Below are 25,196 nucleotides of genomic sequence, written 5' to 3'. Positions count from 1 at the left end.
CCGTGGTCGGAGGCCTGGATGACTGCGAATCCGCGTGGCCGGATTTATTGATCCAGAACTGAAACCTGTTGCTACTCTGCTCGGAATGTGATCGGGGCTACATTCGCCGCCAACAAATTTCGAGGACGAGGCATCATGGCGCACACCCTCCAGCGGGCGCTGCCGCGACTGTTCGCACACGCGGCCGCACTGCTCATCTGTTTCGTCATCGCCGGTGCCGCGGCGCCGGCGGTACACGCGGAGGCGGGATACACCGCATATCTGGACATTCCCGTGGTGAACGGGGCGGGGGAGAGCGCCGGTGGCCTGAATCCCGAGCTGCCGCTGGACATTTCGACGCTGCGCGCGGCGCTGGACCAGGCCCGCGCCGACGGAGTCGCACCGTCGCGGTATGCGGCACTGCTACATCAGTATTGGCTCACGGTGGCGACCGCCGGTGCCGATATCGACCTGGCCGCGTGGGATCCGATCCGGGGAGTTGCCGCCAATTCGCGCACCTTCACCCAGGTCTACGTGAACTACCTGCGGCTGACGACCGCCCACCCCGAGTTCTACTGGACCGGGCTGGCCGGACTGGCGGGTGGCTCGTTCGCCTCCGGCTTCTTCGACATGAGCGACGTGGCAACAATTCTCAGCGTGCCGGGTATTCATCAGCTCGGTGGCGCGGTCGCGGATCTGCTGCGAGCCACACCGCCGCAGCTCGTCGCGGCGCTACCCGCCGACATCCGGCTCCTGGCGAGCGAGGGGCCCCGGCTCACCGCCGAGGATCTGGCATGGTTCCAGACCCGGCTGATGATCATGCAGAAGCACATCTTCCTCGACCAGGTGCCGATGCACGAGGCCTATGTCGCGGGAGGGTTGCCCGCGATCGAGGAGATGTACGCCGCCGGCGTGCTCGACGACAATGCCGTCCAGGCCTGGCGCTCGCTCGCCACCGGCACGGTCACCGGATACAACGACGCGCTGATGCGGATGACCGATCGCGAACAGAATCAGATCATCGCCGATCAATGGGATGTGACATCGCAGGGGCGGGGCGCGATGGGCCGGGTGATGACCTACGTCAGCACCGTGGCGGCAAAGCCGGCGGTACCCGGCGTGCGCGCACCCGGTGTGTTCGCACCGACCACCGTCTCGGCGGAGGTCGACGGTCGCACGATGACGCTGCGCACCCCGTTGCCCGACTTCAACTGGGCCGACCGCGACCCGCGCTGGACTTACATCACCGGCGACCTGGTGCCGTGCTACGAACGGATGCAGGCCACTCCGGGTCTGGCCCGCCAGGTGCTGTCGGTGCCGTTCGCCGGTGATCTCGCCGCCGGACGATTGCTGAATCGCCTGCCGGATCTGCTCACCGACCTGACGAGCCAGTGGCAACTGACGGCGTGAGCGGCCCCGGTCGCGGGTCCGCATGGGCCGTGCCGAACACCGTCCGGGTATCCTGAAAGACGCTCAGGACATACGTGGTGAGTGCGGCTGTATCGGCGGAACAAGGTCGAGGGCAGGCAGCTCGTCGCGAACCGACGCAGGCATCGACGAAGGATCCCGGATGCATTGCCCGTACTGTCGGCACCCGGATTCGCGGGTGGTCGACTCGCGTGAGGCCGAGGAAGGCAGCGCGATCAGGCGCCGCCGCGCGTGTCCGCAGTGCGGTCGCCGCTTCACCACGGTCGAGACCGCGATCCTCTCGGTGGTCAAACGCAGCGGTGTCACCGAACCGTTCAGCCGCGAGAAGGTGATCCGTGGTGTCCGCCGCGCCTGCCAGGGGCGCGAGGTCGACGACGATGCCCTGAACCTGCTCGCCCAGCAGGTCGAGGATGCGGTGCGGGCGAAGGGCTCTCCGGAGGTGCCGAGCCACGAAGTCGGTCTGGCCATCCTCGGGCCGTTGCGCGATCTCGACGAGGTCGCCTATCTGCGTTTCGCGTCGGTCTACCGGTCCTTCAGCTCCGCCGACGATTTCGAACGCGAGATCGCCGACCTGCGCCGCCATCGCGCCGAACGATCGGTGAGCGCCGGCGCCGACTGATCAACGCGCCAGGTGATCAGCGGGACCGGTGGTCAGCGGGATCGCGCGCCGGCGGGCGCCGCGCCGATGCCGTCGATGGCCTTGACGATTCGTTTGGCGGACACCGGATACGGTGTGCCCAGCTGCTGGGCGAACAGGCTCACCCGCAGTTCCTCGATCATCCACCAGATCTCGGTGACGTCGGCGGCCGTGCGACGCGCCTCCGGGAGGCGGTCGAGCAACCGCGCGTAGGCGGTGTGCACCCGATCCAGTTCGGCCGCGCCGAGGCGATCGCGGTCGGCCGAGGCCGGCAACGCGAGCAGTCGTGCCTCGGCGGCGTGCAGATACCGCGGGATCTCGCGCAGCCGGGCACTGCCGAATTCGCTGACGAAACCGGCGAAGACCAGGTCGTCGAGCTGCCCGGCGACATCGTCGGCGACATCGCGATCGGTGGTGTCGGCCAGGGCGGTGCGCACCCGGTGCGCGGCCGCCAGCACCGGAACCACCAGCGCGAGGATGCGCGCGACCGCACCGGCGAACTGCGGTCGAACCTGCTCGACGAGCCGAGTGAACTGCTCCGGGCTGCGCACCGGGCCACCGTGTGCGGCGATCAGTTCGTCGGCGGCGCAGGCGCGGCAGTCGTCGAGCAGTGCCTCCAGCGATCCGTACGGGTTCTGGCTCAACGCGAGGCGATCGGCGGCCGACAGCCCCGAGGTGACCGAGCGTTGCGCGGCCGGCATCTCGCGCAGCAGCAGCGCGCGGGTTCCGGTGCGCATCGCGGCACGCTGTGCCGCCGGTGAGGACAACACTCGCACCGCCACCCCGTCGCCCTCGCGGACCAGCGCGGGATAGCCGGTAATGGTCTGGCCGCCGACCTCACGCCGAACGGTCTGCGGCACGGTGCCCAGCGTCTGCGCCGTCCACACCGTCGCCGGCGCCTTCTCGGCAGCACTCGTCGCCTTCGCCACCGACTGTGAAATCTGCTGGGAGAGCTGAGTTTTCAAGGTAGCGAGGCTCTTGCCACGGGCGAGGTGCGCGCCGTCGGGACCGGCGACGGCGAACGTCATCCGCAGATGATCGGGCAGCGCGGCGGGGTCGAGGTCGGCCGGTGCGATCGAGGTCGACGCCAGTGCCGACAATTCGCGGGCCAGTCCGCTGCGCAATGGTTCCGCGCGCGGAGTCAGCCGCGCCAACGCGGCCTTCGCGAAGTCCGGCGCGGGAACGACACTGCGGCGCAGCTGTTTCGGCAGGGTCTTGATCAGTGCGGCGGCGAGTTCCTCGCGCATGCCGGGAACCAGCCAGTCGAAGCCCACGGCACGAACGTGGGCGAGCTGGGCGACCGGGATGTGCACGGTCACGCCGTCGTCGGCCTGTCCTGGCTCGAACTGGTAGGTGAGCGGGAAAGTCAGCTCGCCCTGCCGCCAGCTGTCCGGGTAGGCGGCCGGATCCAGCTGGGCCGCTTGCGCATTGACCACGGTGGCGGTCGAGAAGTCCAGCAGATGCGGATCCTCGCGCTCGGCCTTGCGCCACCAGCTGTCGAAATGCCGCACCGACACCACGTCGGCGGGAATGCGCTGCTCGTAGAAATCGAACAGCACCTGGTCGTCGACGAGGATGTCGCGCCGCCGTGCCCGATGCTCCAGATCGGCCACATCGTCGAGCAGCTCGCGGTTGCGGTGGAAGAACCGGTGCCGGGTCTGCCATTCGCCCTGGACCAGTGCGTGCCGGATGAACAGCTCCCGCGACAGCTGGGCATCGATGCGGCCGAAGTCGACGCGGCGCTGGGTGACCAGCGGAATGCCGTAGAGGGTGACCCGCTCGTAGGCCATCGCCGCGCCGCGCCGGGATGACCAGTGCGGTTCGGAGTAGTTGCGTCTGACCAGATCGCCGGCGAGCCGTTCGGCCCATTCGGGCTCGATCCGTGCGGCCATCCGGCCCCACAGTCGCGAGGTTTCCACCAGTTCGGCCGCCATCACCCAGCGCGGCGGCTTCTTCGCCAGCGCCGAACCGGGGAAGATCATGAACTTCGCGCCGCGCGCACCGAGGAACTCCCGCGATTCGGCCTCGCGCACCCCGATATGCGACAGCATGCCCGCCAGCAGCGCGCGATGGATCGAGTCCCCGTCCCACGGCAGGGCTTCCGGATTCTGTTGCGGCGCGATCGATTCCGCGGCCGACCAGCCGAGGCTTTTCGTGATGGTGCGCAGCTGCCCTTGCAGATCCTGCCATTCCCGGATGCGCAGGTAGTGCAGGAACTCGTCGCGGCACAGTCGCCGGAACTGATTGGACGACAACGACTTCCGCTGTCCGCGCAGATAGTCCCACAACCGCAGATAGGCGAGGAAATCCGAGCCCTCGACGGTGAAGCGGGCGTGTTTGGTGTCGGCGGCCTGCTGGAATTCGGCCGGCCGTTCCCGCACGTCCTGGATCGACAGCGCCGCGACGATGACCAGCACCTCGGACAGGCATCCGTTCGCCTCGGCGGCGACGAGCATGCGCGCCATCCGTGGATCGACCGGAAGTTGGGCCATCTGCCGTCCCACCGCGGTGAGTGCCAGCTCGTCCCCGCCCTCCGGCGCGCGCACATGGCCCCCGGTGGCGCCTTCGCTGCCGCGTCCGCGGCGACGGCGCGCACCGCGAGCCGGCACGGGCGCCTCGGCAGGGCGCCCGAGAGCGCCGAGTTCCACTAGCAGCGCGATACCGTCGCGGATCGCCCGCCGGTCCGGGGCCTCGACGAATGGAAAGCTCTCGATGTCGCCGAGCCCCAGTGCGGTCATCTGCAGAATGACCGCGGCCAGGTTCGTGCGCAGAATCTCCGGTTCGGTGAACGCGGGGCGCGCCTCGAAGTCCTCCTCGGAGTAGAGCCGGATGCAGATGCCGTCGGCCACGCGTCCGCAGCGCCCGGAACGCTGCCGTGCGGAGGCCTGGGAGATCGGCTCGATCGGCAGGCGCTGCACCTTGGTGCGCATCGAATAGCGGGAGATGCGCGCGGTGCCCGGATCCACCACGTAGCGGATACCCGGCACCGTGAGCGAGGTCTCGGCGACGTTGGTGGCCAGCACCACACGACGGCCGGTGTGCGGCTGGAAGACTCGATGCTGTTCGGCCGCCGACAAGCGTGCGTACAGCGGAACGATCTCGGTGCGCGGCAGTTTCAGATCGCGCAGCGTGTCGGCGGTATCGCGGATCTCGCGCTCACCGGACAGGAATACCAGCACGTCGCCGTCGCCCCCGGCGAGCAGTTCGCGGACCGCGTCGCCGATGGCATCGGTCTGGTCGCGAGCGTCCTCGGCGCTGCCGCGTCCGCTCTGCCGGGCGCGACGCGGCGCCGGCTCCTCCTCGAAGTCGTCCTCGTCGTCGGTGCCGGCCATGTCCGGAGCCAGCGGGCGATACCGGATTTCGACCGGATAGGACCGCCCCGAGACCTCGACGATCGGCGCGGGCTCCCCGGAGTCGGCATCGGCGAAATGACGGGCGAACAGTTCCGGGTCGATGGTCGCCGAGGTGATGATCACCTTGAGATCCGGACGCTTCGGCAACAGCGACTTCAGATAGCCGAGCAGGAAGTCGATATTGAGGCTGCGCTCGTGCGCCTCGTCGATGATGATCGTGTCGTAGCGACGCAGCAGCCGGTCGCGCTGAATTTCGGCCAGCAGGATGCCGTCGGTCATCAGTTTGATCAGGGTGCGATCGGAGGCCTGATCGGTGAAGCGCACGGTGTAGCCGACCACGTCGCCGAGCTCGGTATCGAGTTCGGAGGCAATGCGTTCGGCCACCGTGCGGGCCGCGAGCCGCCGCGGCTGGGTGTGGCCGATGGTGCCGCGGATCCCGCGCCCGAGTTCGAGGCAGATCTTCGGGATCTGCGTGGTCTTACCCGACCCCGTCTCACCCGCGATCACGACGACCTGATGGGCGGCGATCGCCGCGGCGATATCGTCGCGATGGGCCGAGACCGGCAGTTGTTCGGGATAGCGAATCGCCGGGACCGCGCCGCGGCGGGTGTCGATGCGAGCCTGCGCGGCGGCGATCTCACGCTCCAGCCGCTCGATCTCGCCGTCGTTGCCGTGTGCCTTGTCCAGTTGTCGGCGCAGCCGGTGTTCGTCGCGGAGAGAGAGGTCGGCCAGGCGAGCGCGCAGCTCGCGGGTGGTGGCAGTCGAGGTCATTGCATCGACCAGCGTAGCGAAACCGGCCGTCCGGCCCGTTCCCGCGCTGGCCGAGGCGCCGGACGATGAAGATAACCGAATCGTTGCTATCGGATGATCTTGGTACCCGGCGGGGGCCGGTTGTGTCACCATCGGATCATGACTGCTGGTTCCGGAACGCCGATGTGGGTCCGTGGACTGCGCGTGGCATCGGTGCTGCTGGGCATCGCCGCTCTGGTCCGCGACGGGGTGCGCGCGGTCGCGACGACCGCGTCGAACACGCTGCGCCGGCCGGTGGCAGCCGAGCCCGCGACGAGGCAGCGTACGTCGCCGGTCGGATCCGCCTAGACCCGGAAGACCTTCCGTGCCGCCGGATTACGCCGGCGGCAGGGTTCGTCGTCTGCCGGTGGCCGGGGCGCCGGTGGTGAAATCGCCTGGCGGGCCGACCGGTATGCGAGGATCGTACGATGATCGCCCGTGCGGGAACGCCGATGTGGATCCGGATCCTGCGGATCGCGTTCGGTGTGCTGGGAATTGTTGCGCTGCTGTGGATTCCGCTCCATGCGTGGGGATCGCCCGGATTCTCGCTCGGCAACTACGTGAGCTACTTCACCATCGAATCCAATATCGCCGGTGTGCTGGTTCTGCTGATCGGGGGACTGCTGGATCCGGCGGCGCGGCGCTGGCAGGTGGTGCGCGGCGCGGCCACGCTGTATCTGCTGATCACCGGGGTGATCTACGCGGTGCTGCTGGCGAACATCGATGTGATGCTCACCGCCAAGTGGATCAACGACACATTGCATCGGGTGCTGCCGATCGTGCTGGTCGCCGACTGGATTCTGGTGCCGGCGCGGCTGCGGGTCTCGGCGGCGCTGATCGGCGGGTGGCTGATCTACCCGCTCGCCTTCTGCGCCTACAGCCTGGTCCGCGGCGAGATCGTGGACTGGTATCCGTATCCGTTCCTGGACCCCCGAGTGCAGGGGTATGTCTCGCTCCTGATCGGGGTGGTGATGCTGGCTGCGGTGATCGCGCTGCTGGCGATCGCGGTGGCGCGGCTGGGGTCGTTGCACAACCGTCGCGAGGCCCCCGTTCCGGTCTGACCCTGCGGTTGCCGGTCGATTGCGCGGGCCGGACGACCCGGCCTCGTCGGGCGTAGCGCGGGTAGTCTGGCGGCGCGGGCGATCGGGTATGCCCATCGCCACTGGACGACGGGCAGAGGAGCCGAGCATGGGTGCGCTGTGGCACGGATTCGCGGATATGGGCGCGGTGGAGCGCGACGGCGCCTTCGTGGTCGCCCGCGGTGAGGGCGCCTACATCTGGGACGAGGCCGGGCGACGGTATCTCGATGCGACGGCGGGGCTGTGGTTCACCAATGTCGGTCACGGCCGCCGCGAGATCGCCGACGCGGTCGCGGCGCAATTGTCGACGCTCGCACACTATTCGAACTTCGGCGATCTGACCGCGCCGGTGACGCAGCGGCTGGCCGAGCGGTTGTCGGAGCTGGCGCCGGTGCCCGGCAGCAAGATCATGTTCACCTCCGGTGGATCCGATTCGGTTGACACCGCCGCCAAACTCGCCCGCCGGTTCTGGCGCGAGCAGGGCCGTCCGGACAAGACGCTGCTCGTCGGCCGCCGGCTGGCCTATCACGGAATGCACGTCGCCGGAACGGCGCTGGCCGGCATCGAGGGCAATCACGAGGGATACGGCGAGCTGATGGCCGATACCCGCACGGTGGAATTCGATCAGGCGCAGGCGCTGCGGGCGCTGATCGACGAGGTGGGTGCCGATCGGATCGCGGCGTTCTTCTGCGAGCCGATCATCGGGGCGGGCGGGGTGTATCTGCCACCGGAGGGTTATCTCTCCGAGGTTCGCCGCCTCTGCCGCGACAACGACATCCTGTTCGTCGCCGACGAGGTCGTCACCGGCTTCGGGCGGATCGGCGGATCGTGGTTCGCCTCCACTCGTTTCGGGCTCGAACCGGACCTGATGACCACCGCGAAGGGCCTGACGTCCGGCTATCTGCCGATGGGCGCGGTCTTCGTGGCACCGCGAGTGGCCGAACCGTTCTTCGGTGGCGGAGTGTGGTTCCGGCACGGCTACACCTACGGCGGCCACGCCGGATCGGCCGCCGCGGCGATGGCCAATCTCGACATCATCGAACGCGAGCATCTGCTCGACGCCAGCAAGAACATCGAATCGCTGCTGCACGACCACCTCGCGCCGCTGGCCGGACATCCGCGCGTGGCGGAGGTTCGCAGTGGGCTGGGCGCGGTGGCCGGGGTGCAGCTCGCCGATCCGTCCGAGGGACCGGCCATGGTGAAAGCGCTACGCGCCGAAGGCGTTTCCACCCGGTCCGCCGGCCAGGGCGCGTTGCAGATCTCGCCGGCGTTCGTCATGACCGACGAGCAGATCGGCGAGCTCGCGGCGGCGATCGGTCGCGCGCTGGGCTGAGCGCACGGTCTGCCCCACGGCTGCCTCTTCAGTGCCTCCGGGCCGCCGGATGGGCGGTGCCCATCGTCGCGCCGTGCGAGCATGGATGCGAAGGCGAACGCGCCGCGGCGGAAGGTGGTGGGGTGTGGGGTCTTTCGTGACCGAGCACGAGGTGTTGCGCTGGGGCGTCGTCACGGCGTTCGTCGCCGCGGCGGGCATCGTTCTGGTACGGCATGTGGCGGTGCCGGTGACGCCGGGACACGCGAGCGACCAGCGGCCGGGAACCTGGCCGAGCGAGGTCGACGCGCACGAATCCGATGCGGCCCATCTCGTGATGTGCCTGGTCATGCTCGCGATGCTGCTGTTCCCGGTGGCTGCCGCGCCCGATGCGATCCGCGGGGTGCTCATCGCCATGATCGTCGTGTACGCGGGCCTGTCGATCGTGCGAATCGCGCACTGGCGCACGGCATCCGGCGGCGACGGCGCCGAATTCCGGCTCCCGGCGGTGGTCTACCACCTGGTCGCGGCCGCGGCGATGCTGTGGGTGATGGCCGGACATCATCACGGTATGGGGCACCCGGATATGAGCGGTGCGGATGGCCCGCCGGTCGTACCCGTCTCGATCGTGGCCGCGCTGTTCGCGCTCGACGGCCTACTGCTGCTGTTCCCGCGTACGAGAACCGCACTGCGGCACAGTATTTCGCATCCGTCCGGCACACCGGGCGCCCTCGGCGCCGTTCCGCACGTCGTGATGGATCTCGGGACCGCCTATATGTTGATCGCCGCCGTCGCCTGATCAGAGGAGTATGGGGTGATCGGCCACGACACGTCCGCCCAGACGCACCCAGCCGTCGGAATCCCATTCGGTGAACAGCTGTGAACCCGCGCCCTGGGTGATGATCAGGCTGCGGCGCAATTTCGCGGTGAGTGCGATCGCGGCCGCGCCCGTCGCCTCGTCCTCGGCGATTCCCAAGGCGGGAGCGAACATTCGCGCGTGCACGGCGCCGCGCGCCTCGTTCGTCCAAGCCCACACGTAATGCTGGCCGTCGGTGAAGTGGCGCGGGTCGACCGTGTCTAGGAAGGCGGCGTCGGAGAATTCGTCGAAGGTGAATTCGGGCGCCCATTCGGCGCGGGCGCGAATCCAGACCAGGCCGTCGTCGAGCATCTGGATTTCGACGGGACCGGCGGGCACGTCGATGATCTTCACGGGATGCCCCTGATCGGCCAGCCACCATGCCGCGCCGACCGTCGGATGTCCCGCGAACGGCAGCTCCCGTGCGGGGGTGTAGATGCGCATCCGGGCGCGCCCGGCCACCGGATCGTCGACGACCACCGTCTCACTGTGGCCGATTCGCGCCGCCAGCAACTGGTGATCGATCGCGGCCACGGCCCCCGCGCGCACGATGCCCAGTGGGTTACCGAGCCGGCCGGTGACGTCGGTGAAGACCCGAACCACCTCGACCTGTGTGCCGTCGCTTTCCCATTGGCTCATGCTGCCCCAGCGTACCCGGAGCAACACGCGCGATGCCCCGCCCCGATGGACGGGGCGGGGCATCCGGTGGAATGCGTCTCGACGGTGCCTCAGACCGTCGCGGCGGCCAGCGTCTCGCTGGCCTGCACGGCTTGGCCGACGCCCGCCACGATCGCGGCGACGCGCAGCGCCTCGAAGATCACCTCGCGCGAGACACCGGCCTCACGCAGGGTGTGCTCGTGGGCCTCCAGGCAGTGCTGGCAGCCGTTGATCGACGACACCGCGAACGACCACAGCTCGAAATCGGCCTTCTCGACGCCCGGATTGCCGATGATCTGCATGCGCAGCCCGGCGCGCAGATCATCGTAACGACCCTCCAAAAACGCCCGGCCCCGGTAGAACACGTTGTTCATACCCATGATCGAGGCGGCGCCCAGTGCCGCGTTGTAGGCCTCCGCGGACAGGGTGTCGGCGGCCTCCTCGCCGATCTCGCGCAGGGTGGTGGCCGACCGGGTGGCGGCCGCCGCGGCGAGCAGGGTGCCCCACAGCTGCTGTTCGTTCAGCACGGTCGACCGTGCGATGGACGACAGGTTGAGCTTGAGGTCCTTGGCGTATTCGGGAAGCGAATTCTTCAGGTTTTCAACAGACACGGGCAGGAACTTCCTTTTCGGTGATCAGACGCTCGCGGACAGCAGCTCACCCGCGTCGATGGTCGGGTCGCCCTTCTTCCAGTTGCAGGCGCACAGCTCGTCGGACTGCAGCGCGTCGAGCACGCGCAGCACCTCGTCGACGTTGCGGCCGACCGAACCGGCGGTCACCGAGACGAACTGGACCTCGTTGTTCGGGTCGACGATGAAGGTCGCGCGGTCGGCGACACCGTCGGCGTTGAGCACGCCGGTCGCAGTGACGAGCTCACGCTTGAGGTCGCTCAGCATCGGGAAGGGGAGGGTCTTGAGATCCTCGTGCTGGGCGCGCCACTGGAAGTGCACGAACTCGTTGTCGACCGACACACCCAGGACCTGGGCGTCGCGGTCGGCGAACTCCTCGTTCAGCTTGCCGAAGGCGGCGATTTCGGTCGGGCACACGAAGGTGAAGTCCTTCGGCCAGAAGAAGACGATGCGCCACTTGCCGGCGTAGTCGTCACTGGAGACCTGGGTGAAGTAGTCGTCGGGCTGCTGCGCGTTCACCTTCGACAGGTCACCGCCGATGACCGCCGTCAGGTTGTAGGCGGGGAACTGGTCGCCGATGGTCAGCAGAGCCATGTTGTCTCCTTCGTCGTAGTGGGGCACGGGTGACGGGTCGCCCTGGTGCGGGACACCGTCGAAGCTTTCGCTGTCGATCATGCCCAAAAACCAATAAAAGGTAAAGGTGATCAGTTGCACTATACTGATAGGCGTGACTGATCAGACTTATCAGCCCACCCTGTCACAGCTGCGTGCGTTCGTGGCGATTGCGGAATACCGCCACTTCGGGACCGCCGCGGCTCATCTGAATGTGAGCCAACCCACGTTATCGCAGGCACTGGCATCACTGGAAAACGGTTTGGGCCTGCAGCTGATCGAGCGCAGCACCCGCCGGGTGCTGGTGACCGCCGCGGGCAAAAGGTTGCTGCCGCAGGCGATGGCGACGCTCGAGGCCGCCGACCGCTTCGTCGCCACCGCGGCCGGCGACGGTCTCGGCGGCACCCTGCGCATGGGCATCATCCCCACCGTCGCGCCCTATGTGCTGCCCGCGTTGCTGCCGGAACTGCGCCGCCGGTTGCCGGCTCTGGTGCCGCATGTCATCGAGGATCAGACCGCCCGGCTGCTCGACGGATTGCGCAGCGGCGTCCTCGACGTCGCGATGATGGCACTGCCGTCCGAGGCCACCGGCATGGTCGAAATCCCGCTCTACACCGAGGAATTCGTCCTGGTCACGCCCCTCGGCCACGAATTGGCCGGGCGGAGCGACATCGAGCCCGCGGCCCTGGACGAGTTGCCGCTGCTGTTGCTCGACGAGGGGCACTGCCTGCGTGACCAGACGCTGGATCTGTGCCGGTCGCAGGACGTGCGCCCGGGGCCGGTCGGCGATACTCGCGCGGCCTCGCTGACGACGGTGGTGCAGTGCGTGGGCGGAGGGCTCGGGGTGACGCTGATTCCCGAGATGGCCGTGGCGGCCGAAACCTCCCGTGGCACATTGGATATCGCTCGGTTCGCCGCGCCCGCGCCGGGGCGCACCATCGGCCTGGTCTTCCGGGGTTCGACCGCACGCGTGGAGGACTACGAACAGCTGGCGGAAATCATTCGGGCACAACGCCCGATATGAGAAATTCCATGGTCTCCCATCCCGATTGACCGGCCGGTGGGCGTCTGGAACGCTCGTCGCGTGCGGATTCATCACCTCAACTGCGGCACCATGGCCATGGGCATGGTGGACCACTGCCTGCTCATCGAGACCAGGACCGGGTTGGTGCTGGTGGATACCGGATTCGGGCTCGACTGTGTGCGCGATCCCGGCCGCTTCGTCGGCCCCGGCCGCTTTCTGCTCGGCATCCGGCCCGCCGAGCACCACACCGCAATCCGGCAGATCCAGGCGCTGGGCTACGACCCCGCCGATGTGCGCCACATCATCCTCACGCACCTCGACCTCGACCACTCCGCCGGACTGGCGGATTTCCCCGAGGCGACAATTCACGTGCACGGGCCCGAATTCCGCGCGGCGACCGCGGGGCGGACGCTGTCGGAGCGACTGCGCTACCGGGCGGCGCAGTGGTCGCACGGGCCGCGCTGGATGGTCAACGAACTCGACGGCACCGACGAGTGGTTCGGTTTCCGCGCGGTGCGCGATTTGCCGGGCGTGCCGCCGGAAATCCTGGTCGTCCCGCTGCCCGGCCACACGCGCGGTCACGTCGGGGTCGCCGTCGACACGGGGTCGGGCTGGCTGCTGCACGCCGGTGACGCGTTCTACGTCGCGAGCGAGATCGACCCGGCCGGGCCGAAGACACCGCTGTTCTGGTGGTCGTTCGAACTGGGCTCGATCGTGCGCGGGGCTTATCTGGAGAACCGGCGGCGACTGGTGGAACTGGGCCGCGCCCACGGCAATGCGATCACCATCGTCAACTCGCACGACCCTGATCTGTTCGCCCGGGTCACCGGGAATTCTGTGCGGCCCGTCGGATAGCGCGAGGGCTACCGCGCGCATCCCGCGGAAGGAGGGTTTCCCGGTCTGGCGACTTCTCGGCAACCCGTGACCAGCGACGACGTAACCTGTGATGTAGGTCACGTTTACCCGGTGTGATGCGCCGCTCGCCCATTCGGCACAGTGGAGGGATGCGATACGGGTGTGCGAGTAGGAACGGATGGTTCGACGTAACGACGGATAGGTGCGCGGAGGGCGCCGGAGATGCCGGAGGGGTGATCCGGTGACCGCGGCGAAGAAGCCCGCGCCGCAACGCCGCGCGCGTCCCGACGATCCCGGCCCGGACCTGTTCGCCTACGGCACCCTGCAATTCGGTCCCGTGCTCGATGTGCTGCTGGGCCGCACGCCCGAGATGGATGTCGCGGTCGCGCGGGGCTGGCGGGTCGCGGCCCTGCCGCAGCGGCTCTACCCGGGGCTGGTGGCCGAACCCGGGCGAATGGCGGGCGGGCTGGTCCTGCGCGGGCTGACCGCGGCCGACTGGCGGACCATCGAAGCCTTCGAGGATCCGGAATACGATCTGCGCCCGATCGAGCTGATCGGTTACGAGCAACCCGTGCGGACCTTCGTCTGGTCGTCGGCGGTCACGGGCAACGACTGGCTGCCCGAAGTGTTCGTCTCCCACCACCTCGACCGCTACGTCGAGCGCACGGCCCAGTGGCGGCAGGAGCGCGCCTGAGCGTCGGTGGACGGCCATAGACCGCGAGGCAGGTGTGCGGCAGGTTCGTGACGACGGCTGTCGAAAAGGACCGCCCGGGACTGTCGTCCCGGGCGGTCCTTCTCGTATTCGATTGTCAGGCAAGCCGATCCACGATCGCCGGCCGTATCATGCCCGAGCGGCGATCTCCCGCAGTGCGTACGGTTCGATGGCGCCGCGCACCAGCGCGCGTTCGTCGACCGTCTCCGCATGGTAGGGCAGCTTCGGCAGCTTCTCGCACATCGCCGCGACCGGGTCGTCGATGCGCTCGGCGACACCGAACAGGAACGTCCACTCGTGCTCGTCGCTGCCGTAGGGCACCACGGTGGCGAACAGATCGGTGAACCGCTGCCACGAACGCTTCAGCGTCTCGTTGCGCCACATGGTCGGGCAACCGGCCTGAGCGGCCAGAACGCCGCCCTCGGCCAGCAGCGCCTTACCTCGGGTGAGGAATTCCTCCTCGTAGAGGCGGTTGTGCTGGGCGTCCTCGACCCGCTCGTCGGGGAGGTCGATGACGATCACGTCGTAGCGCACACCGGCGGCTTCGGCCTCGGCCAGGAAGTCCCAGCCGTCGGCGTAGTGCATCCGGATCGCGCCGTCACCGCGGACCGCGGCCTCCAGATCGGCGGGAGTGTATCCGTAGGGCAGATGCCGGGCGCACAGCTCGACCTCCATCCGGTCGATATCGACATGGTCGACGCGGGTCGCGCCCGCGGCCACCGACATCTGGCTGGCCACGCCCTCCCCGGAACCGATGATGAGCACGTTGTCGAGCTTGGCCGCCAGCGCGTAGGCCGGGACCAGCATCGCCTCGTGATAGGTCAGCTGGGAGAACTCGGTGGACTGCCGGTCGTCGTCGGAGAACAGCGACACGCCCTGCGCCGTGCGCGCGATCACCATGTGCTGGAACGGAGTTCGCGCATCCACGATCACCTCCGACAGATCCCAGACGCGGGTCAGGCCGTCGCCGACCGGCTCGTGCACCCGGCGCGCGTGATGCCCGCGCTGCACGACCTCCATATGCACCGATTCCGGCTGCAGCGCTTCCTGCAGCAACTCGACCGCCTTGGTGGCGCCGGCGCCGATGCTGCCGCATGTGAACACGTCGACGAAGATGTCGCCGGATTCCGGATAGGTGTGGATCGACGCGTGCGATTCCGACAGCAGCGCCAGCACCGTCACGCCGTGGGGCTCGAACTTCTTGTGCACCACCTCGCAGATCGTCACTCCCGCGGCGAGCAACGATTGTCGAAGCGCTGTTTCGAGTCGTTCGAGATCGTCGCAGAGGGCTACGTCGACACCACCGAACTCGGCCAGCACGTGCCAGCCGGTGAATTCTGCCGTCATGGGCAAACTCACTCTCGCTCAGCGCCGATGACATGCACAGTCAAAGGCGGAAAACCGTTGAAGGACACCGACGAATAGCTCGCCGTATAAGCGCCGGTATCGAGGATCCGAACGGGATCACCGGCTCGCAGCGTGGTCGGCAGAAGGACTCGCGTGCGTTGATACAGTACATCGTCTCCGTCGCAGGTCGGGCCCGCGATCACCGCCTCGTCGACGGGGTCGCCGTCGCGGTCGGTGTCGATCCGGTAGGCGATGTACTCGTTCTCGGTCTCGGCCATACCGTTGTAGCGGCCGATGTCGAGATACACCCAGCGCCGCCCGTCCGGCGCGATGCGCACGTTCACGACCTCGGCGTGGATCACGCCGGCATTGCCCACCAGGGCACGGCCGGGTTCCACCACCAGGTCGGTGTGCTCGGGAAGGTGCCGCGTCGCCGACTCGGCGATCACGGCGCTCAGTTCGGACAGCTCCGGCGCCGGGTCGGCGTACGAAATCGGCAGGCCCCCACCGATATTCACCGACGTCACCGGGATGTCCTTGACCGCCAGCGCCTCCGTGATGGCAGCGGCCTGCTCGATGCCGATCTGCCACGCCACCGGATCCAGTTGCTGGGACCCCACGTGGAAATAGGGGCCCGCCACCCGCAGGCCCAGGTCGCCGGCGCGCACCAGCAGCCGCACCGCCTCACCGGGTGCGCAGCCGAATTTGGTGCCGAACGGGGTCTGCGACTGCGGCGCGGAGGCGAGGAACCGGCACTCCACCTCCGAGCCCGGCGCGAGTTCGGCGATCCGCTCCAGGTCGTCCTCGGTGTCGAAGGCGAACCGGCGCACGCCCGCGGCGTAGGCGGCGGCGATGTGGGCGGCCTTCTTGATCGGATTGCCGTAGCAGAGCACTGCCGGGTCGACCCCCAGCGCCACACACATCTCGATCTCGCCGATGCTGGCGACGTCGAATTCGGCGCCCTCGGAATCGAGCAGCCGGATGATCTCCGGCATCGGAGATGCTTTGACAGCGAAGCGAATTCGTGCCGACGGGAAGGCCGCACGGAAAGCGTGGAAGTTGCCGCGCACCCGATCGAGGTCGATGACGAGACAGGGCGACTCGGGCGCGTTTGTACCGGTCAATCTAAGGGAACTCTCTTTCTTCTGGGCAGCCTCCCGCTGCAGGCAGCGAGCGAGAGAGTATCAGCGCGGGGGCACGGGAAACGAACCGGAACGAGGGTCGGCTTGATCACGCTCGGGTCAGCGCGGCCCGCACCGGGGGACGGCGGCCGGATCAGATCAGCGCGTCGGCACCGGGTTTTCGGCGGCGTACGAGCGTCGTGGCCGGATCGCGACGGAGGCCGAGAACGATCGTGCTCATCCCGCACGCACCGTCATCGCGTCGAAGACCACCTCGCCGGCGGCATCGGATTCGGCCAGATCCACGACGGCCTCGAGCGCCCAGCCGTGATCACCGGCGGGGTCGTCGAGCACCTGGCGCACCCGCCAGAAACCCGGTTCGGTCTCCACGGCGAACAGCGCCGGGCCGCGGGCGTCCGGGCCGGTGCCGATCGCGCCGTACTCGTCGAAGTACGCGGCCAGATCGTTCGCCCAGTCCGGACCGTCGTCGAATTCGGCGAGTTCGTCCCAGCGCTGCCGGCCGGCCAGCTCGACCCGGCGAAACATGCTGTTGCGCACCATGACCCGGAACGCACGTTCGTTCGCGGTGATCGGCCGCACGGTGTCGGCGCCGAAGGCGAGTTGATCGTCGTCGGTCTCGGCGCCCGGATTGGTGAGTTGCTCCCATTCGTCGAGCAGACTCGAATCGACTTGGCGGACAAGCTCACCGAGCCATTCGGTGATGTCCTCGAGTTCCTCGGTGCGCGCGGATTCGGGGACGGTCCGGCGCAGCGCGCGATAGGCGTCGGCGAGGTAGCGCAGCACCAGGCCCTCCGAGCGCGCCAGCTCGTACTGGGAGACCAGTTCGGCGAAAGTCAGTGAGCGCTCGATCATTTCGCGCACCACGGATTTGGGGGAGGGGCTGAATTCCGAGACCCACGGATGGCCGGCGCGATAGGTTTCGAAGGCCGGTTCGATCAACTCGGCCAGCGGTTTCGGCCAGGTGATCTCCTCGATCAGCTCCATGCGTTCGTCGTACTCGATGCCGTCGGCCTTCATTTCGGCGATCGCCGCACCCCGCGCCCGGTGCTGCTGGGCGAGCAGCAACTGGCGCGGATCCTCCAGTGTGGATTCGATGATCGACACCACATCCAGTGTGTAGCTGGGAGCGGAGTTGTCAAGCAGCTCCAGCGCTGCCAGCGCGAACGGCGACAGCGGCTGGTCGAGCGCGAAGTCGCGCTGCAGATCGACGGTGAGCCGCGCCCGACGACCGGTGGCGTCGGGTTCGTCGAGTTGCTGGACCACGCCCGCATCGCGCAGCGCACGGTAGAGCCGGATCGCTTTCAGGATGTGTTTGCGCTGCGCAGGCCGTGGTTCGTGATTGTCCTCGAGCAGATGGCGCATCGCGTCGAAACAGTTGCCCGGCCGGGCGATGACGTTGAGCAGCATCGAATTGGTGACACGGAAGCGAGACACCATCGGTTCCGGCTGCGCGGTGACGAGCCGGTCGAAGGTGTCCTCCGACCAGGACACGAAACCCTCCGGCGGTTTACGCCGCTGGATTTTGCGCAGCTTCTTCGGATCGTCGCCGGCCTTGGCGACCAGCCTGGCGTTCTCTACCTCGTGCTCGGGTGCCTGCACCACCACCGTGCCGACGGTGTCGTATCCGGCGCGCCCGGCCCGGCCCGCGATCTGATGGAATTCGCGCGCCTTCAAACGCCGCGTGCGCACCCCGTCGAATTTCGTCAATCCGGTGAGCAGCACCGTGCGGATCGGCACGTTGATGCCCACACCGAGGGTGTCGGTACCGCAGACGACCTTCAGCAGCCCGTCCTGGGCCAGCCGTTCCACCAGCCGCCGATACTTCGGCAACATCCCGGCGTGGTGCACGCCGATGCCGTGGCGGATCAGCCGCGACAGTGTCTTGCCGAATCCGGTCGCGAACCGGAATCCGCCCAGCGCCTGGGCAATTGCGTCCTTTTCCGCCTTGGACGCGAAATTCACACTCGTCAGCGCCTGAGCGCGCTCGAGTGCGGCGGCCTGGGTGAAGTGCACGACGTAGACCGGGGCCTGGCTGGTGGTCACCAGATCTTCCAGGGTCTCCGTGATGGGAGTGCGGACATAGGAGAACAGCAGCGGCACCGGGCGCTCGGAGCCGGTGACGACGGCGGTGGAGCGGCCGGTGCGGCGTTCCAGATCCCGGGCGAAATGGTCCACCTCACCCAAAGTGGCCGACATCAGCAGGAATTGGGCGCGCGGCAGTTCCAGCAGCGGCACTTGCCAGGCCCAGCCGCGATCGGGATCTGCGTAGAAATGGAATTCGTCCATCACCACCTGGCCGATATCGGCGTCCGCGCCTTCCCGCAGCGCGAGATTGGCGAGGATTTCGGCGGTGGCGCAGATGATGGGGGCGGTCGGATTCACCGCGGCGTCGCCGGTGACCATGCCGACCTTGTCGGCTCCGAACACCTCGCACAGCGCGAAGAACTTCTCGCTGACCAGCGCTTTGATCGGCGCGGTGTAGTAGCTGCGCTCACCGCGGTTCAGCGCGGCGAAGTGGGCGCCGACGGCGACCATCGATTTGCCGGAGCCGGTGGGGGTGGCGAGGATGACGTTCGCGCCGGTCATCAGCTCGAGCAGCGCCTCTTCCTGCGCCGGATACAGCGTCAGCCCCTGGGCGGAAGTCCATTCGGCGAAGGTTTCGTACAGCCAGTCGGCATCCACGTCGGGCACGGCACGGTCGGGAACCAGTTCGGACAGCTGCACGTGCGTCCACGTTACCGACGAACCGCCGCGGGTACCGCATCGCCCGGCGGCACGGCGGTGAACCGTGCGCGCCGGGCGATGTGGTGTGGGTCAGTCCCGGGGGTCGTCGCCGTCGCCGAATTCGGTCTGCTCGGCGAGGAAGCGCTCGAACTCCGCGCCCAGTTCCTCGCCCGTCGGCAGGTCGGCCTCGCCGGCGAGCAGGCTGGAGCGGCGCTCTTGGGCGGTGACGAAGCTGTCGTACTGGCGCTCGAGCGCCTGTACCACCGTCTCCACCTCGGCATTTCCGGCGATGTGCTCGTTGACCTGTTCGCGCACGCGGGCCGCTGCCTCGCCGAGTGCGGCCAGCGGAAGTTCCAGCCCGGCGTTGTCGGCGACGTTCTCCAGCAGTGTCTGCGCGGCTTCCGGGTACGCGGTCTGCGCCAGATAGTGCGGGACGTGCACCGAGAATCCGATGGATTCGTGGCCGTGCTGTCCCATGCGGTACTCCAGCAGCGACGACGCGCTACCAGGAACCTGCAGTTCTCCGGGCCAGCGCTGATGCTCACCGATCAGATCGCGGTCGCTGGCGTGTGCGGTGACACCCAGCGGCCGGGTGTGCGGAATCGCCATCGGGATCGCGCTCAGGCCGATGCTGCGACGCACGCCGAGCTGTTCGGCCAGCAGGCGCACCGCCGTCACGAACTTTTCCCAGCGCAGGTCGGGTTCGATGCCCGACAGCAGCAGGAAGGGGGTGCCGGCGGTATCGCGCAGCGCCCACAGGTTCAGTTCCGGATCGGCGTAGTCCGAGAAGTGATCGGTCTTGAACGTCATCAACGGCCGCCGCGAGCGATAGTCGAGCAATTCGTCGACGTCGAACGAGGCGACGAGCTCCGACTCGAGGCTTTCGCGCAGATGGGTCGTTGCCAGCCGTACCGCGTGACCCGCGTCGGTGAAACCTTCCAGGCCGTGCACCAGCACCGGACCCTCGCCGTCGGCCGAGGACAGCTGCGGAGCGGGGAACTCCAGCTCGTACATACTGCTCATTTGCCAAACTCCCTGGTCAAGCCCTGTCCGCCTCAGTCGTTTTCAGTGGTGGCCCGGTGCCGGATCTCGCCACCTCTCCACCGTCCAGGGTACGCGCGCGGGGGTCGCGTACCGGTCGGCGTGCGGGTGGTGACATCCGACGGAAACCGCCGGTCCACCGGGGGATGTAACCCTGCAGAGTAGCGGTCGCGGAGCGTACCCGGCGGAGGTAGGCCACGCTCTGCCCTACCGGAGAAGACAACTCCGGATCGGCGGGCCGTATTCCCGCGGGGTCGGCGTGGCAGATCCGCGGGGGCGGCGGTATCGGCCATAGTGGGGGAGTGAGCGTCCCGGATCCGCCGGCCTCGCGGAGGCGCCGCGGGTTCGGCCGCACCGTCGGGTACGCGGCATTGAGTTGTCTGCTCGCCGCGTGCGGTTCCACGGTGTCCGGGCATCCGGCCGCGATGCGCCAGAGTGTGGTCACCCGGCATATCGACGGTGATCTGACGGCGATGCTGCCCGGCCAGGACCGATTCCCGACGGGCTATACGACCGTCGTCGCCTCCGGTGATCGCGCCGCGGCGGCGGCCGCGGACCTCACCGCGATTCCGCCGGGGGCACAAATCGACCCGCCGGACTGCGCACCCGATCCGCCCGATCCCGGCCGGATCGCCGTCGTGGTCGGCACGGACGACCGGACGCGAGCCACGATCACCGTCGTGCTCAGCCGTACGAACGAGCCGTTGTCCCGTCTGGGGGATCAGCTTTCGCGCTGCGCCACGGTGCATGCCCGGCACGCGGCGATCGATCGCACGATCACCACGCGGCTGCTGCCGCCTCCGCCGGTCGATGCCGACGACTCTCTGGCCTTCGGCCGGACGGTGACCGGCGCGCCGCCCGGCAGCTCCGCCGATCCGGCCTTGCGCACACTGCTCGCGCAGGTCGGTGACATCCGAATCGAAACCACGGCAATGACTTTCGGTGCCGACGCACCGGATACGACCGGCCTGGACCAGGTCTTCACGGCCGCGGTCGCCAAGGTCCGCACCCGCTAACACCTCGGGCGGATGTGCTCTCCCCGGCGCAACCGTAACAGCAGGCACCGACATCTCCGCCTGGTTCCACCGCGTGTCGCCGCCGCGATCCCCAGGTCTCGAGGGGCTCCCCAGACGAAATGAAAGCCCAGCTCAGCCACGCGGGCCGGCGGTGACGCCCGGGCAGTGTGAATGTCATGACCACACACACCGACCCCAGCCGGCCCCGCACCGACCGCCCCGACGCCGTGCGGACGCCCTCGCCCTCGAACACTGCGTCGCATCCCGACGCGGCCTCGCCGGAGGCGGACACGATACGAGTCGTGACCGGACCCGGCACCCCGCCGCTGCCCGAGTCGACGGCGCAGGCGGGCGTGCCGGGCCGAGAGGGCTGCTCGACGACCGCGGGTCATGCCCGGAAGGCAGGCCACGGCGGGTCGGAGGGCACCTCGGCCGCCGCGGGTCATGCGCGGAAGGTCATGGACGCCTCGGGGGCCACGAAGGCCGCGGAGGACGAAGCCGCTACCGATAGTGAGCGCGACGCGGCGTCGCCGCCTTTCTCACCGCGCATCGCCCCACACGCCCACCGGATCTGTCGCTCGCAGGACGGAGTCACCCGCACGACGGGCGGGAGGACGGGCGGGTCGACCGCCGAGACGGCACCAGTTCCGTTGTACTGCAACACTGTTCGCGGGAGCGCACGTGTGGACACCCCGCGAGACGCGTGTGCCGGCACCCGATGCGCGGCCGTGCGCGAATGCGCCGGCGCCGGAGACGGCTGTGGCGACTCGAGGGAGCCGAAGCGGCGTTGGCGGTGTGAGGCCGACCAGGTGTTGCGGCCGCGTGCGGATATCTGCGGAAGCGACAGCGGTGACGAGGAATACGGTGCTGTGCACAACGCGGACGACATGGTGGACGCCGGTGGTGATACGGCGAAACCGCTGCCGTCACAGGGTGATACGCCGCCGGAACCGGCGGGGAGCGTGGCGGACACGCCTCTCGCCGGACCGGGTTCGACACCGCCCGGCGGGGATGGGCACGACGGTGAGGCCGAACCGGGTTTGTCCGGCCGGGGCGACGGTGGGACGTCCGGGAACCTGGCCCAAGACGCGATGGAACAGCACACGCGAGCAGAAGGCGTCGAACAGCTGTGGACGGCGACGGCGCTGACCATGAACGAACCGGCGGAGTTCATCGCGGCCGTGCCCGCGCTGCTGGGATTTCGACCGCAGCGCTCGCTGGTGGCCTGTCTGCTGCTGCGGTCGCAGAAGTACCCGGGGGCGGTCTATCTCGGAGCGGTGGCCCGCCACGATCTCGACGTAGCGGGCTGCGGGGCCTGGGTGCGACTGGCCGGCCAGCTGGCCGCCCTCTGTGGTCAGGAGCAGGCCGTCGGTGTGGTGACGCTGATCGTCGACGATCGTGCTACGGCACCGCGGGCGGGGCGGGCCGGGCGGCGCGCGGCCCGGCATCGCGACTTGGTGCGGGTGCTCGACGGCGCGCTGCGGAGCCAGGACGTACTCCTCGCCGAAGCATGGGCCGTGGGCGAGATCACCCCGGGTGCCGACTGGTGGAGTGTGCTCGATCCGGACAGTGCCGGGACACAAGCGGATCCGGCGGCCTCGCCGGTCGCGCTCGCCCAGGTGCTCGACGGCCGTCCCATCCGCGGCTCGCGCACCGAGCTCACGGCCGCGGTGGCAGAGGATATGCCGCTGCGTGTCGAGATCGACGCGGTGATCGGCAGCGCCGCGGAGGCCGCCAGGCTGCGGTTCCGGCGCGCACTGCGTGCCGGCGAGCCACGCTCCTACAGCCGCGCGGCCCTGGACATGGTGCTGTGGCAGATCAGCACCGTCGAATCGGGCGACGAACTCGACCCACGCGAACTCGCGGATCTGGCCGTCGCCGTGCGCGACACCGCGGTGCGCGATTCCCTGTTCGCGGTGGCGCTGGGTGCCCATGCCGCCGCGGCCGAAGCGCTGTGGTCCCGTGCCTGCCGCGGCCTCACCGGCCCCGACCGCGCCGAACTGGCCACCCTGTTCGGCTACAGCGCCTACACCCGCGGCGACGGACCGCTGGCGGGTGTGGCGTTCGAGGCGGCACTGCAGGCCGATCCGGCGCATCGCATCGCACGACTGCTGGATGCGGCGCTACGCACCGGCATGCGCCCCGGTGATGTGCGCAAACTCGCCGTCAGCGGCCGCGATATCGCCGCCGGGCTGGGTGTCGACCTGGCCGTCGCCGACATCGGCGAACCGCCAACCGACGCGGAGTCGCGGTGACACCCGCCCGGTCACGGTCGCGGGGACCGCGCGTATCAGCGAGCGCTGTGGGCGCGGTCGCCGAGCGAGGTGAGGAAATCCCACGCGTCGGAGACGATTTCGTCGAGATCGTTGTGTTCGGGCTGCCAGCCGAGTTCGTCGATCGCCTTCGCGCTCGAGGCGATCAGCACCGCCGGATCACCGGCGCGCCGCGGCGCGTCCACCGCCGGAATGGGCCGGCCGACCACACGCTCACAGGCCGAGATCACTTCGCGCACCGAGAAACCCGTACCGCTGCCGAGGTTGAAGATGCGATGTTCGCCCGGCCGCGACTGCGCCAGCGCCAGCACATGGGCGCGGGCGAGGTCACGAATGTGGATGTAGTCGCGCACCGCGGTGCCGTCCGGCGTCGGGTAGTCGGTGCCGAAGACCGAAATCGAATCCCGATGCCCCAGAGCCGTTTGCAGGATCAGCGGGATGAGATGGGTTTCCACCACACGGTTCTCACCGAGCCCGCCGTAGGCGCCGGCGACGTTGAAATACCGCAGGCTCGTCGCGGCCAGACCGTGGGCGACGGCGTAGGAGGTGATCGCGTGGTCGATCGCGAGTTTCGACGCCCCGTAGGGATTGGTCGGCCGGGTCGGGGCGGACTCGAGAATCGGAACCTGTTCCGGCTCACCGTAGACCGCCGCGGTCGAGGAGAACACCAGCCGCGGGGTCTGCGTGCGGCGGATCGCCTCCAGCAGCGCCAGCGTCTTCACCACATTGCCGTACCAGTACTTCTCGGGCTGCTGCACCGATTCGCCGACCAGCGACTGTGCCGCGAAATGCAGGACGCCGTCGAAGGATTCGGATTCGATCAGTTCGACGCCGGTGGTCGCGATATCTCCGTCGACGAATTTCGCCCCGGCCGGCACGCCCTCGGCGTTGCCGGTGGACAGATCGTCGACCACCACGACCTCGTGGCCGTCCTGAACCAGTACCTGGGCGCATACTCCGCCGACATACCCGGCACCGCCGGTTACCAGGAGTTTCATTCGTCAGGCCAGCCTGACCTGGACCGCGTGGGCCATCTCGTCGGACAGTTCGAAACCGACGTGCCCGGGCACCGAGATGATCACCACACCCGGCTTGGTCTCCACGGTCACGCGGGCGTCGGGGACCACCCCCGCCTCCCGCAGCTGACCGATCACATCCGGATCGGCCTGGATATGTTCCGACAACCGCCGCACGACGACCGCCGACACCTGTCCGGGCGGCAGATCGGAGAGCCGGACCAGCGTCTCCTCACCGGAATGGATGGAGTTGACGCCGAGTTCGTCCAGGCCGGGGATGGGGTTGCCGTACGGGGAGGTGGTGGGATGGTTGAGCACCTCGAGCAGACGCATTTCCACCTCCTCGCTCATCACGTGCTCCCAGCGGCAGGCTTCGGCGTGCACGTTCTGCCAGTCCAGCCCGATCACGTCGACCAGCAATCGTTCGGCCAGCCGGTGCTTGCGCATGACCGCCACGGCCATCGCACGGCCCTTGTCGGTGAGTTCGAGGTGCCGGTCGCCGGCGACCATCAGCAGACCGTCGCGCTCCATCCGCGCGACCGTCTGACTCACCGTCGGGCCGCTCTGCTCGAGGCGCTCGGCGATACGCGCCCGCAACGGCACCACGCCCTCCTCCTCGAGGTCGTAGATGGTACGGAGATACATCTCCGTGGTGTCGACCAGATCCTTCACCTGTTACCCCTTCGTCGGCACGAATTCTACCCACGCCCGGCTGCGC

Annotated in this window: 21 protein-coding genes; 11 read left to right on the top strand and 10 right to left on the bottom strand. The window is 68.5% G+C overall.

The window, feature by feature from the left end; genetic code table 11:
- The first annotated feature begins 135 nt into the window (after positions 1-135).
- Both NN2_RS25745 and nrdR read left to right on the top strand, forming a co-directional pair.
- Complete coding sequence (locus NN2_RS25745; RefSeq protein ID WP_063016649.1) at positions 136-1,389, top strand: hypothetical protein; 1,254 nt, start codon at positions 136-138, stop codon at positions 1,387-1,389.
- 160 nt (positions 1,390-1,549) lie between these two features.
- The gene (nrdR, locus tag NN2_RS25740) at positions 1,550-2,026 is read left to right on the top strand and encodes a transcriptional regulator NrdR (protein ID WP_063016647.1); all 477 of its coding nucleotides are present in this window, start codon (positions 1,550-1,552) and stop codon (positions 2,024-2,026) included.
- Between the two features lie 32 nt (positions 2,027-2,058).
- On the opposite strand, the gene hrpA is transcribed toward nrdR, so the two are convergent.
- Positions 2,059-6,168 carry an ATP-dependent RNA helicase HrpA gene (gene hrpA, locus NN2_RS25735; RefSeq protein WP_063016645.1) on the bottom strand — a complete coding sequence of 1,370 codons (4,110 nt, stop codon included), beginning with the start codon at positions 6,166-6,168 and terminating at the stop codon, positions 2,059-2,061.
- A gap of 138 nt (positions 6,169-6,306) precedes the next feature.
- Between hrpA and NN2_RS37420 the strand changes: the two genes are divergently transcribed.
- The 4 genes from NN2_RS37420 to NN2_RS25720 all read left to right on the top strand — a co-directional run bounded on the left by NN2_RS37420 (position 6,307) and on the right by NN2_RS25720 (position 9,373).
- Positions 6,307-6,495, top strand: a complete 189-nt coding sequence (locus tag NN2_RS37420; RefSeq protein WP_156511469.1) for a hypothetical protein — start codon at positions 6,307-6,309, stop codon at positions 6,493-6,495.
- A gap of 119 nt (positions 6,496-6,614) precedes the next feature.
- Complete coding sequence (locus tag NN2_RS25730) at positions 6,615-7,247, top strand: Pr6Pr family membrane protein (RefSeq protein ID WP_063016643.1); 633 nt, start codon at positions 6,615-6,617, stop codon at positions 7,245-7,247.
- 127 nt (positions 7,248-7,374) lie between these two features.
- The gene (locus tag NN2_RS25725) at positions 7,375-8,598 is read left to right on the top strand and encodes an aminotransferase family protein (protein WP_063016641.1); all 1,224 of its coding nucleotides are present in this window, start codon (positions 7,375-7,377) and stop codon (positions 8,596-8,598) included.
- 124 nt (positions 8,599-8,722) lie between these two features.
- Complete coding sequence (locus tag NN2_RS25720; protein ID WP_063016639.1) at positions 8,723-9,373, top strand: DUF5134 domain-containing protein; 651 nt, start codon at positions 8,723-8,725, stop codon at positions 9,371-9,373.
- On the opposite strand, the gene NN2_RS25715 is transcribed toward NN2_RS25720, so the two are convergent.
- The 3 genes from NN2_RS25715 to NN2_RS25705 form a co-directional block, all read right to left on the bottom strand.
- The gene (locus NN2_RS25715; RefSeq protein WP_030517259.1) at positions 9,374-10,069 is read right to left on the bottom strand and encodes a PhzF family phenazine biosynthesis protein; all 696 of its coding nucleotides are present in this window, start codon (positions 10,067-10,069) and stop codon (positions 9,374-9,376) included.
- An 89-nt stretch (positions 10,070-10,158) separates the two neighbouring features.
- A complete protein-coding gene (gene ahpD, locus NN2_RS25710) occupies positions 10,159-10,698 on the bottom strand; it encodes an alkylhydroperoxidase, AhpD family (protein WP_063016636.1) in 540 nt (179 codons plus the stop codon).
- A 24-nt stretch (positions 10,699-10,722) separates the two neighbouring features.
- Positions 10,723-11,310, bottom strand: coding sequence for a peroxiredoxin (locus NN2_RS25705; protein ID WP_030517257.1), 588 nt, complete (start codon positions 11,308-11,310; stop codon positions 10,723-10,725).
- A 133-nt stretch (positions 11,311-11,443) separates the two neighbouring features.
- Between NN2_RS25705 and NN2_RS25700 the strand changes: the two genes are divergently transcribed.
- The 3 genes from NN2_RS25700 (at position 11,444) to NN2_RS25690 (ending at position 13,901) form a co-directional block, all read left to right on the top strand.
- Positions 11,444-12,352: a hydrogen peroxide-inducible genes activator gene (locus tag NN2_RS25700; protein WP_063016634.1), complete on the top strand. Its 909-nt coding sequence runs from the start codon at positions 11,444-11,446 to the stop codon at positions 12,350-12,352.
- A gap of 60 nt (positions 12,353-12,412) precedes the next feature.
- Positions 12,413-13,207: an MBL fold metallo-hydrolase gene (locus tag NN2_RS25695; protein WP_030517255.1), complete on the top strand. Its 795-nt coding sequence runs from the start codon at positions 12,413-12,415 to the stop codon at positions 13,205-13,207.
- A 241-nt stretch (positions 13,208-13,448) separates the two neighbouring features.
- Positions 13,449-13,901: a gamma-glutamylcyclotransferase family protein gene (locus tag NN2_RS25690; protein WP_063016633.1), complete on the top strand. Its 453-nt coding sequence runs from the start codon at positions 13,449-13,451 to the stop codon at positions 13,899-13,901.
- Between the two features lie 147 nt (positions 13,902-14,048).
- Here the strand turns inward: NN2_RS25690 and speD are convergent, their stop codons facing one another.
- The 4 genes from speD to NN2_RS25670 all read right to left on the bottom strand — a co-directional run bounded on the left by speD (position 14,049) and on the right by NN2_RS25670 (position 20,155).
- Complete coding sequence (speD, locus tag NN2_RS25685; RefSeq protein WP_063016631.1) at positions 14,049-15,266, bottom strand: adenosylmethionine decarboxylase; 1,218 nt, start codon at positions 15,264-15,266, stop codon at positions 14,049-14,051.
- Between the two features lie 8 nt (positions 15,267-15,274).
- Complete coding sequence (locus tag NN2_RS25680) at positions 15,275-16,390, bottom strand: type III PLP-dependent enzyme (RefSeq protein WP_104364459.1); 1,116 nt, start codon at positions 16,388-16,390, stop codon at positions 15,275-15,277.
- 234 nt (positions 16,391-16,624) lie between these two features.
- Entirely contained in the window at positions 16,625-19,132 is a 2,508-nt protein-coding gene (locus tag NN2_RS25675; protein ID WP_063016627.1) for a DEAD/DEAH box helicase, read from the bottom strand.
- 90 nt (positions 19,133-19,222) lie between these two features.
- Positions 19,223-20,155, bottom strand: coding sequence for a proteasome assembly chaperone family protein (locus tag NN2_RS25670; protein WP_062962321.1), 933 nt, complete (start codon positions 20,153-20,155; stop codon positions 19,223-19,225).
- Positions 20,156-20,475: 320 nt separating this feature from the next.
- Between NN2_RS25670 and NN2_RS25665 the strand changes: the two genes are divergently transcribed.
- On the top strand, positions 20,476-21,189 hold the full coding sequence (locus tag NN2_RS25665; RefSeq protein WP_063016624.1) for a DUF5642 family protein: 714 nt from the start codon (positions 20,476-20,478) through the stop codon (positions 21,187-21,189).
- Positions 21,190-22,058: 869 nt separating this feature from the next.
- The gene (locus NN2_RS36580; protein ID WP_169812446.1) at positions 22,059-23,444 is read left to right on the top strand and encodes a DUF4192 domain-containing protein; all 1,386 of its coding nucleotides are present in this window, start codon (positions 22,059-22,061) and stop codon (positions 23,442-23,444) included.
- A 35-nt stretch (positions 23,445-23,479) separates the two neighbouring features.
- Here NN2_RS36580 and galE read toward each other — a convergent pair whose 3' ends face one another.
- The gene (gene galE / locus NN2_RS25655; protein WP_063016620.1) at positions 23,480-24,460 is read right to left on the bottom strand and encodes a UDP-glucose 4-epimerase GalE; all 981 of its coding nucleotides are present in this window, start codon (positions 24,458-24,460) and stop codon (positions 23,480-23,482) included.
- A gap of 3 nt (positions 24,461-24,463) precedes the next feature.
- Positions 24,464-25,150, bottom strand: coding sequence for an iron-dependent transcriptional repressor DtxR (locus NN2_RS25650; RefSeq protein ID WP_030517246.1), 687 nt, complete (start codon positions 25,148-25,150; stop codon positions 24,464-24,466).
- Between the last annotated feature and the right edge of the window lie 46 nt (positions 25,151-25,196).

It is taken from the genome of Nocardia nova NBRC 15556 (genome assembly GCF_001613005.1).
GTDB classification, from domain to species: domain Bacteria; phylum Actinomycetota; class Actinomycetes; order Mycobacteriales; family Mycobacteriaceae; genus Nocardia; species Nocardia nova.
This window is presented reverse-complemented; position numbering and strand designations above follow the sequence as displayed.

Coding starts and splice junctions, on each gene's coding strand:
- NN2_RS25745 (WP_063016649.1), top strand. CDS start 136: ATGGCGCACACCCTCCAGCGGGCGCTGCCGCGACTGTTCGCACACGCG.
- nrdR (WP_063016647.1), top strand. CDS start 1,550: ATGCATTGCCCGTACTGTCGGCACCCGGATTCGCGGGTGGTCGACTCG.
- hrpA (WP_063016645.1), bottom strand. CDS start 6,168: ATGACCTCGACTGCCACCACCCGCGAGCTGCGCGCTCGCCTGGCCGAC.
- NN2_RS37420 (WP_156511469.1), top strand. CDS start 6,307: ATGACTGCTGGTTCCGGAACGCCGATGTGGGTCCGTGGACTGCGCGTG.
- NN2_RS25730 (WP_063016643.1), top strand. CDS start 6,615: ATGATCGCCCGTGCGGGAACGCCGATGTGGATCCGGATCCTGCGGATC.
- NN2_RS25725 (WP_063016641.1), top strand. CDS start 7,375: ATGGGTGCGCTGTGGCACGGATTCGCGGATATGGGCGCGGTGGAGCGC.
- NN2_RS25715 (WP_030517259.1), bottom strand. CDS start 10,069: ATGAGCCAATGGGAAAGCGACGGCACACAGGTCGAGGTGGTTCGGGTC.
- NN2_RS25705 (WP_030517257.1), bottom strand. CDS start 11,310: ATGGCTCTGCTGACCATCGGCGACCAGTTCCCCGCCTACAACCTGACG.
- speD (WP_063016631.1), bottom strand. CDS start 15,266: ATGACGGCAGAATTCACCGGCTGGCACGTGCTGGCCGAGTTCGGTGGT.
- NN2_RS25670 (WP_062962321.1), bottom strand. CDS start 20,155: ATGAGCAGTATGTACGAGCTGGAGTTCCCCGCTCCGCAGCTGTCCTCG.
- galE (WP_063016620.1), bottom strand. CDS start 24,460: ATGAAACTCCTGGTAACCGGCGGTGCCGGGTATGTCGGCGGAGTATGC.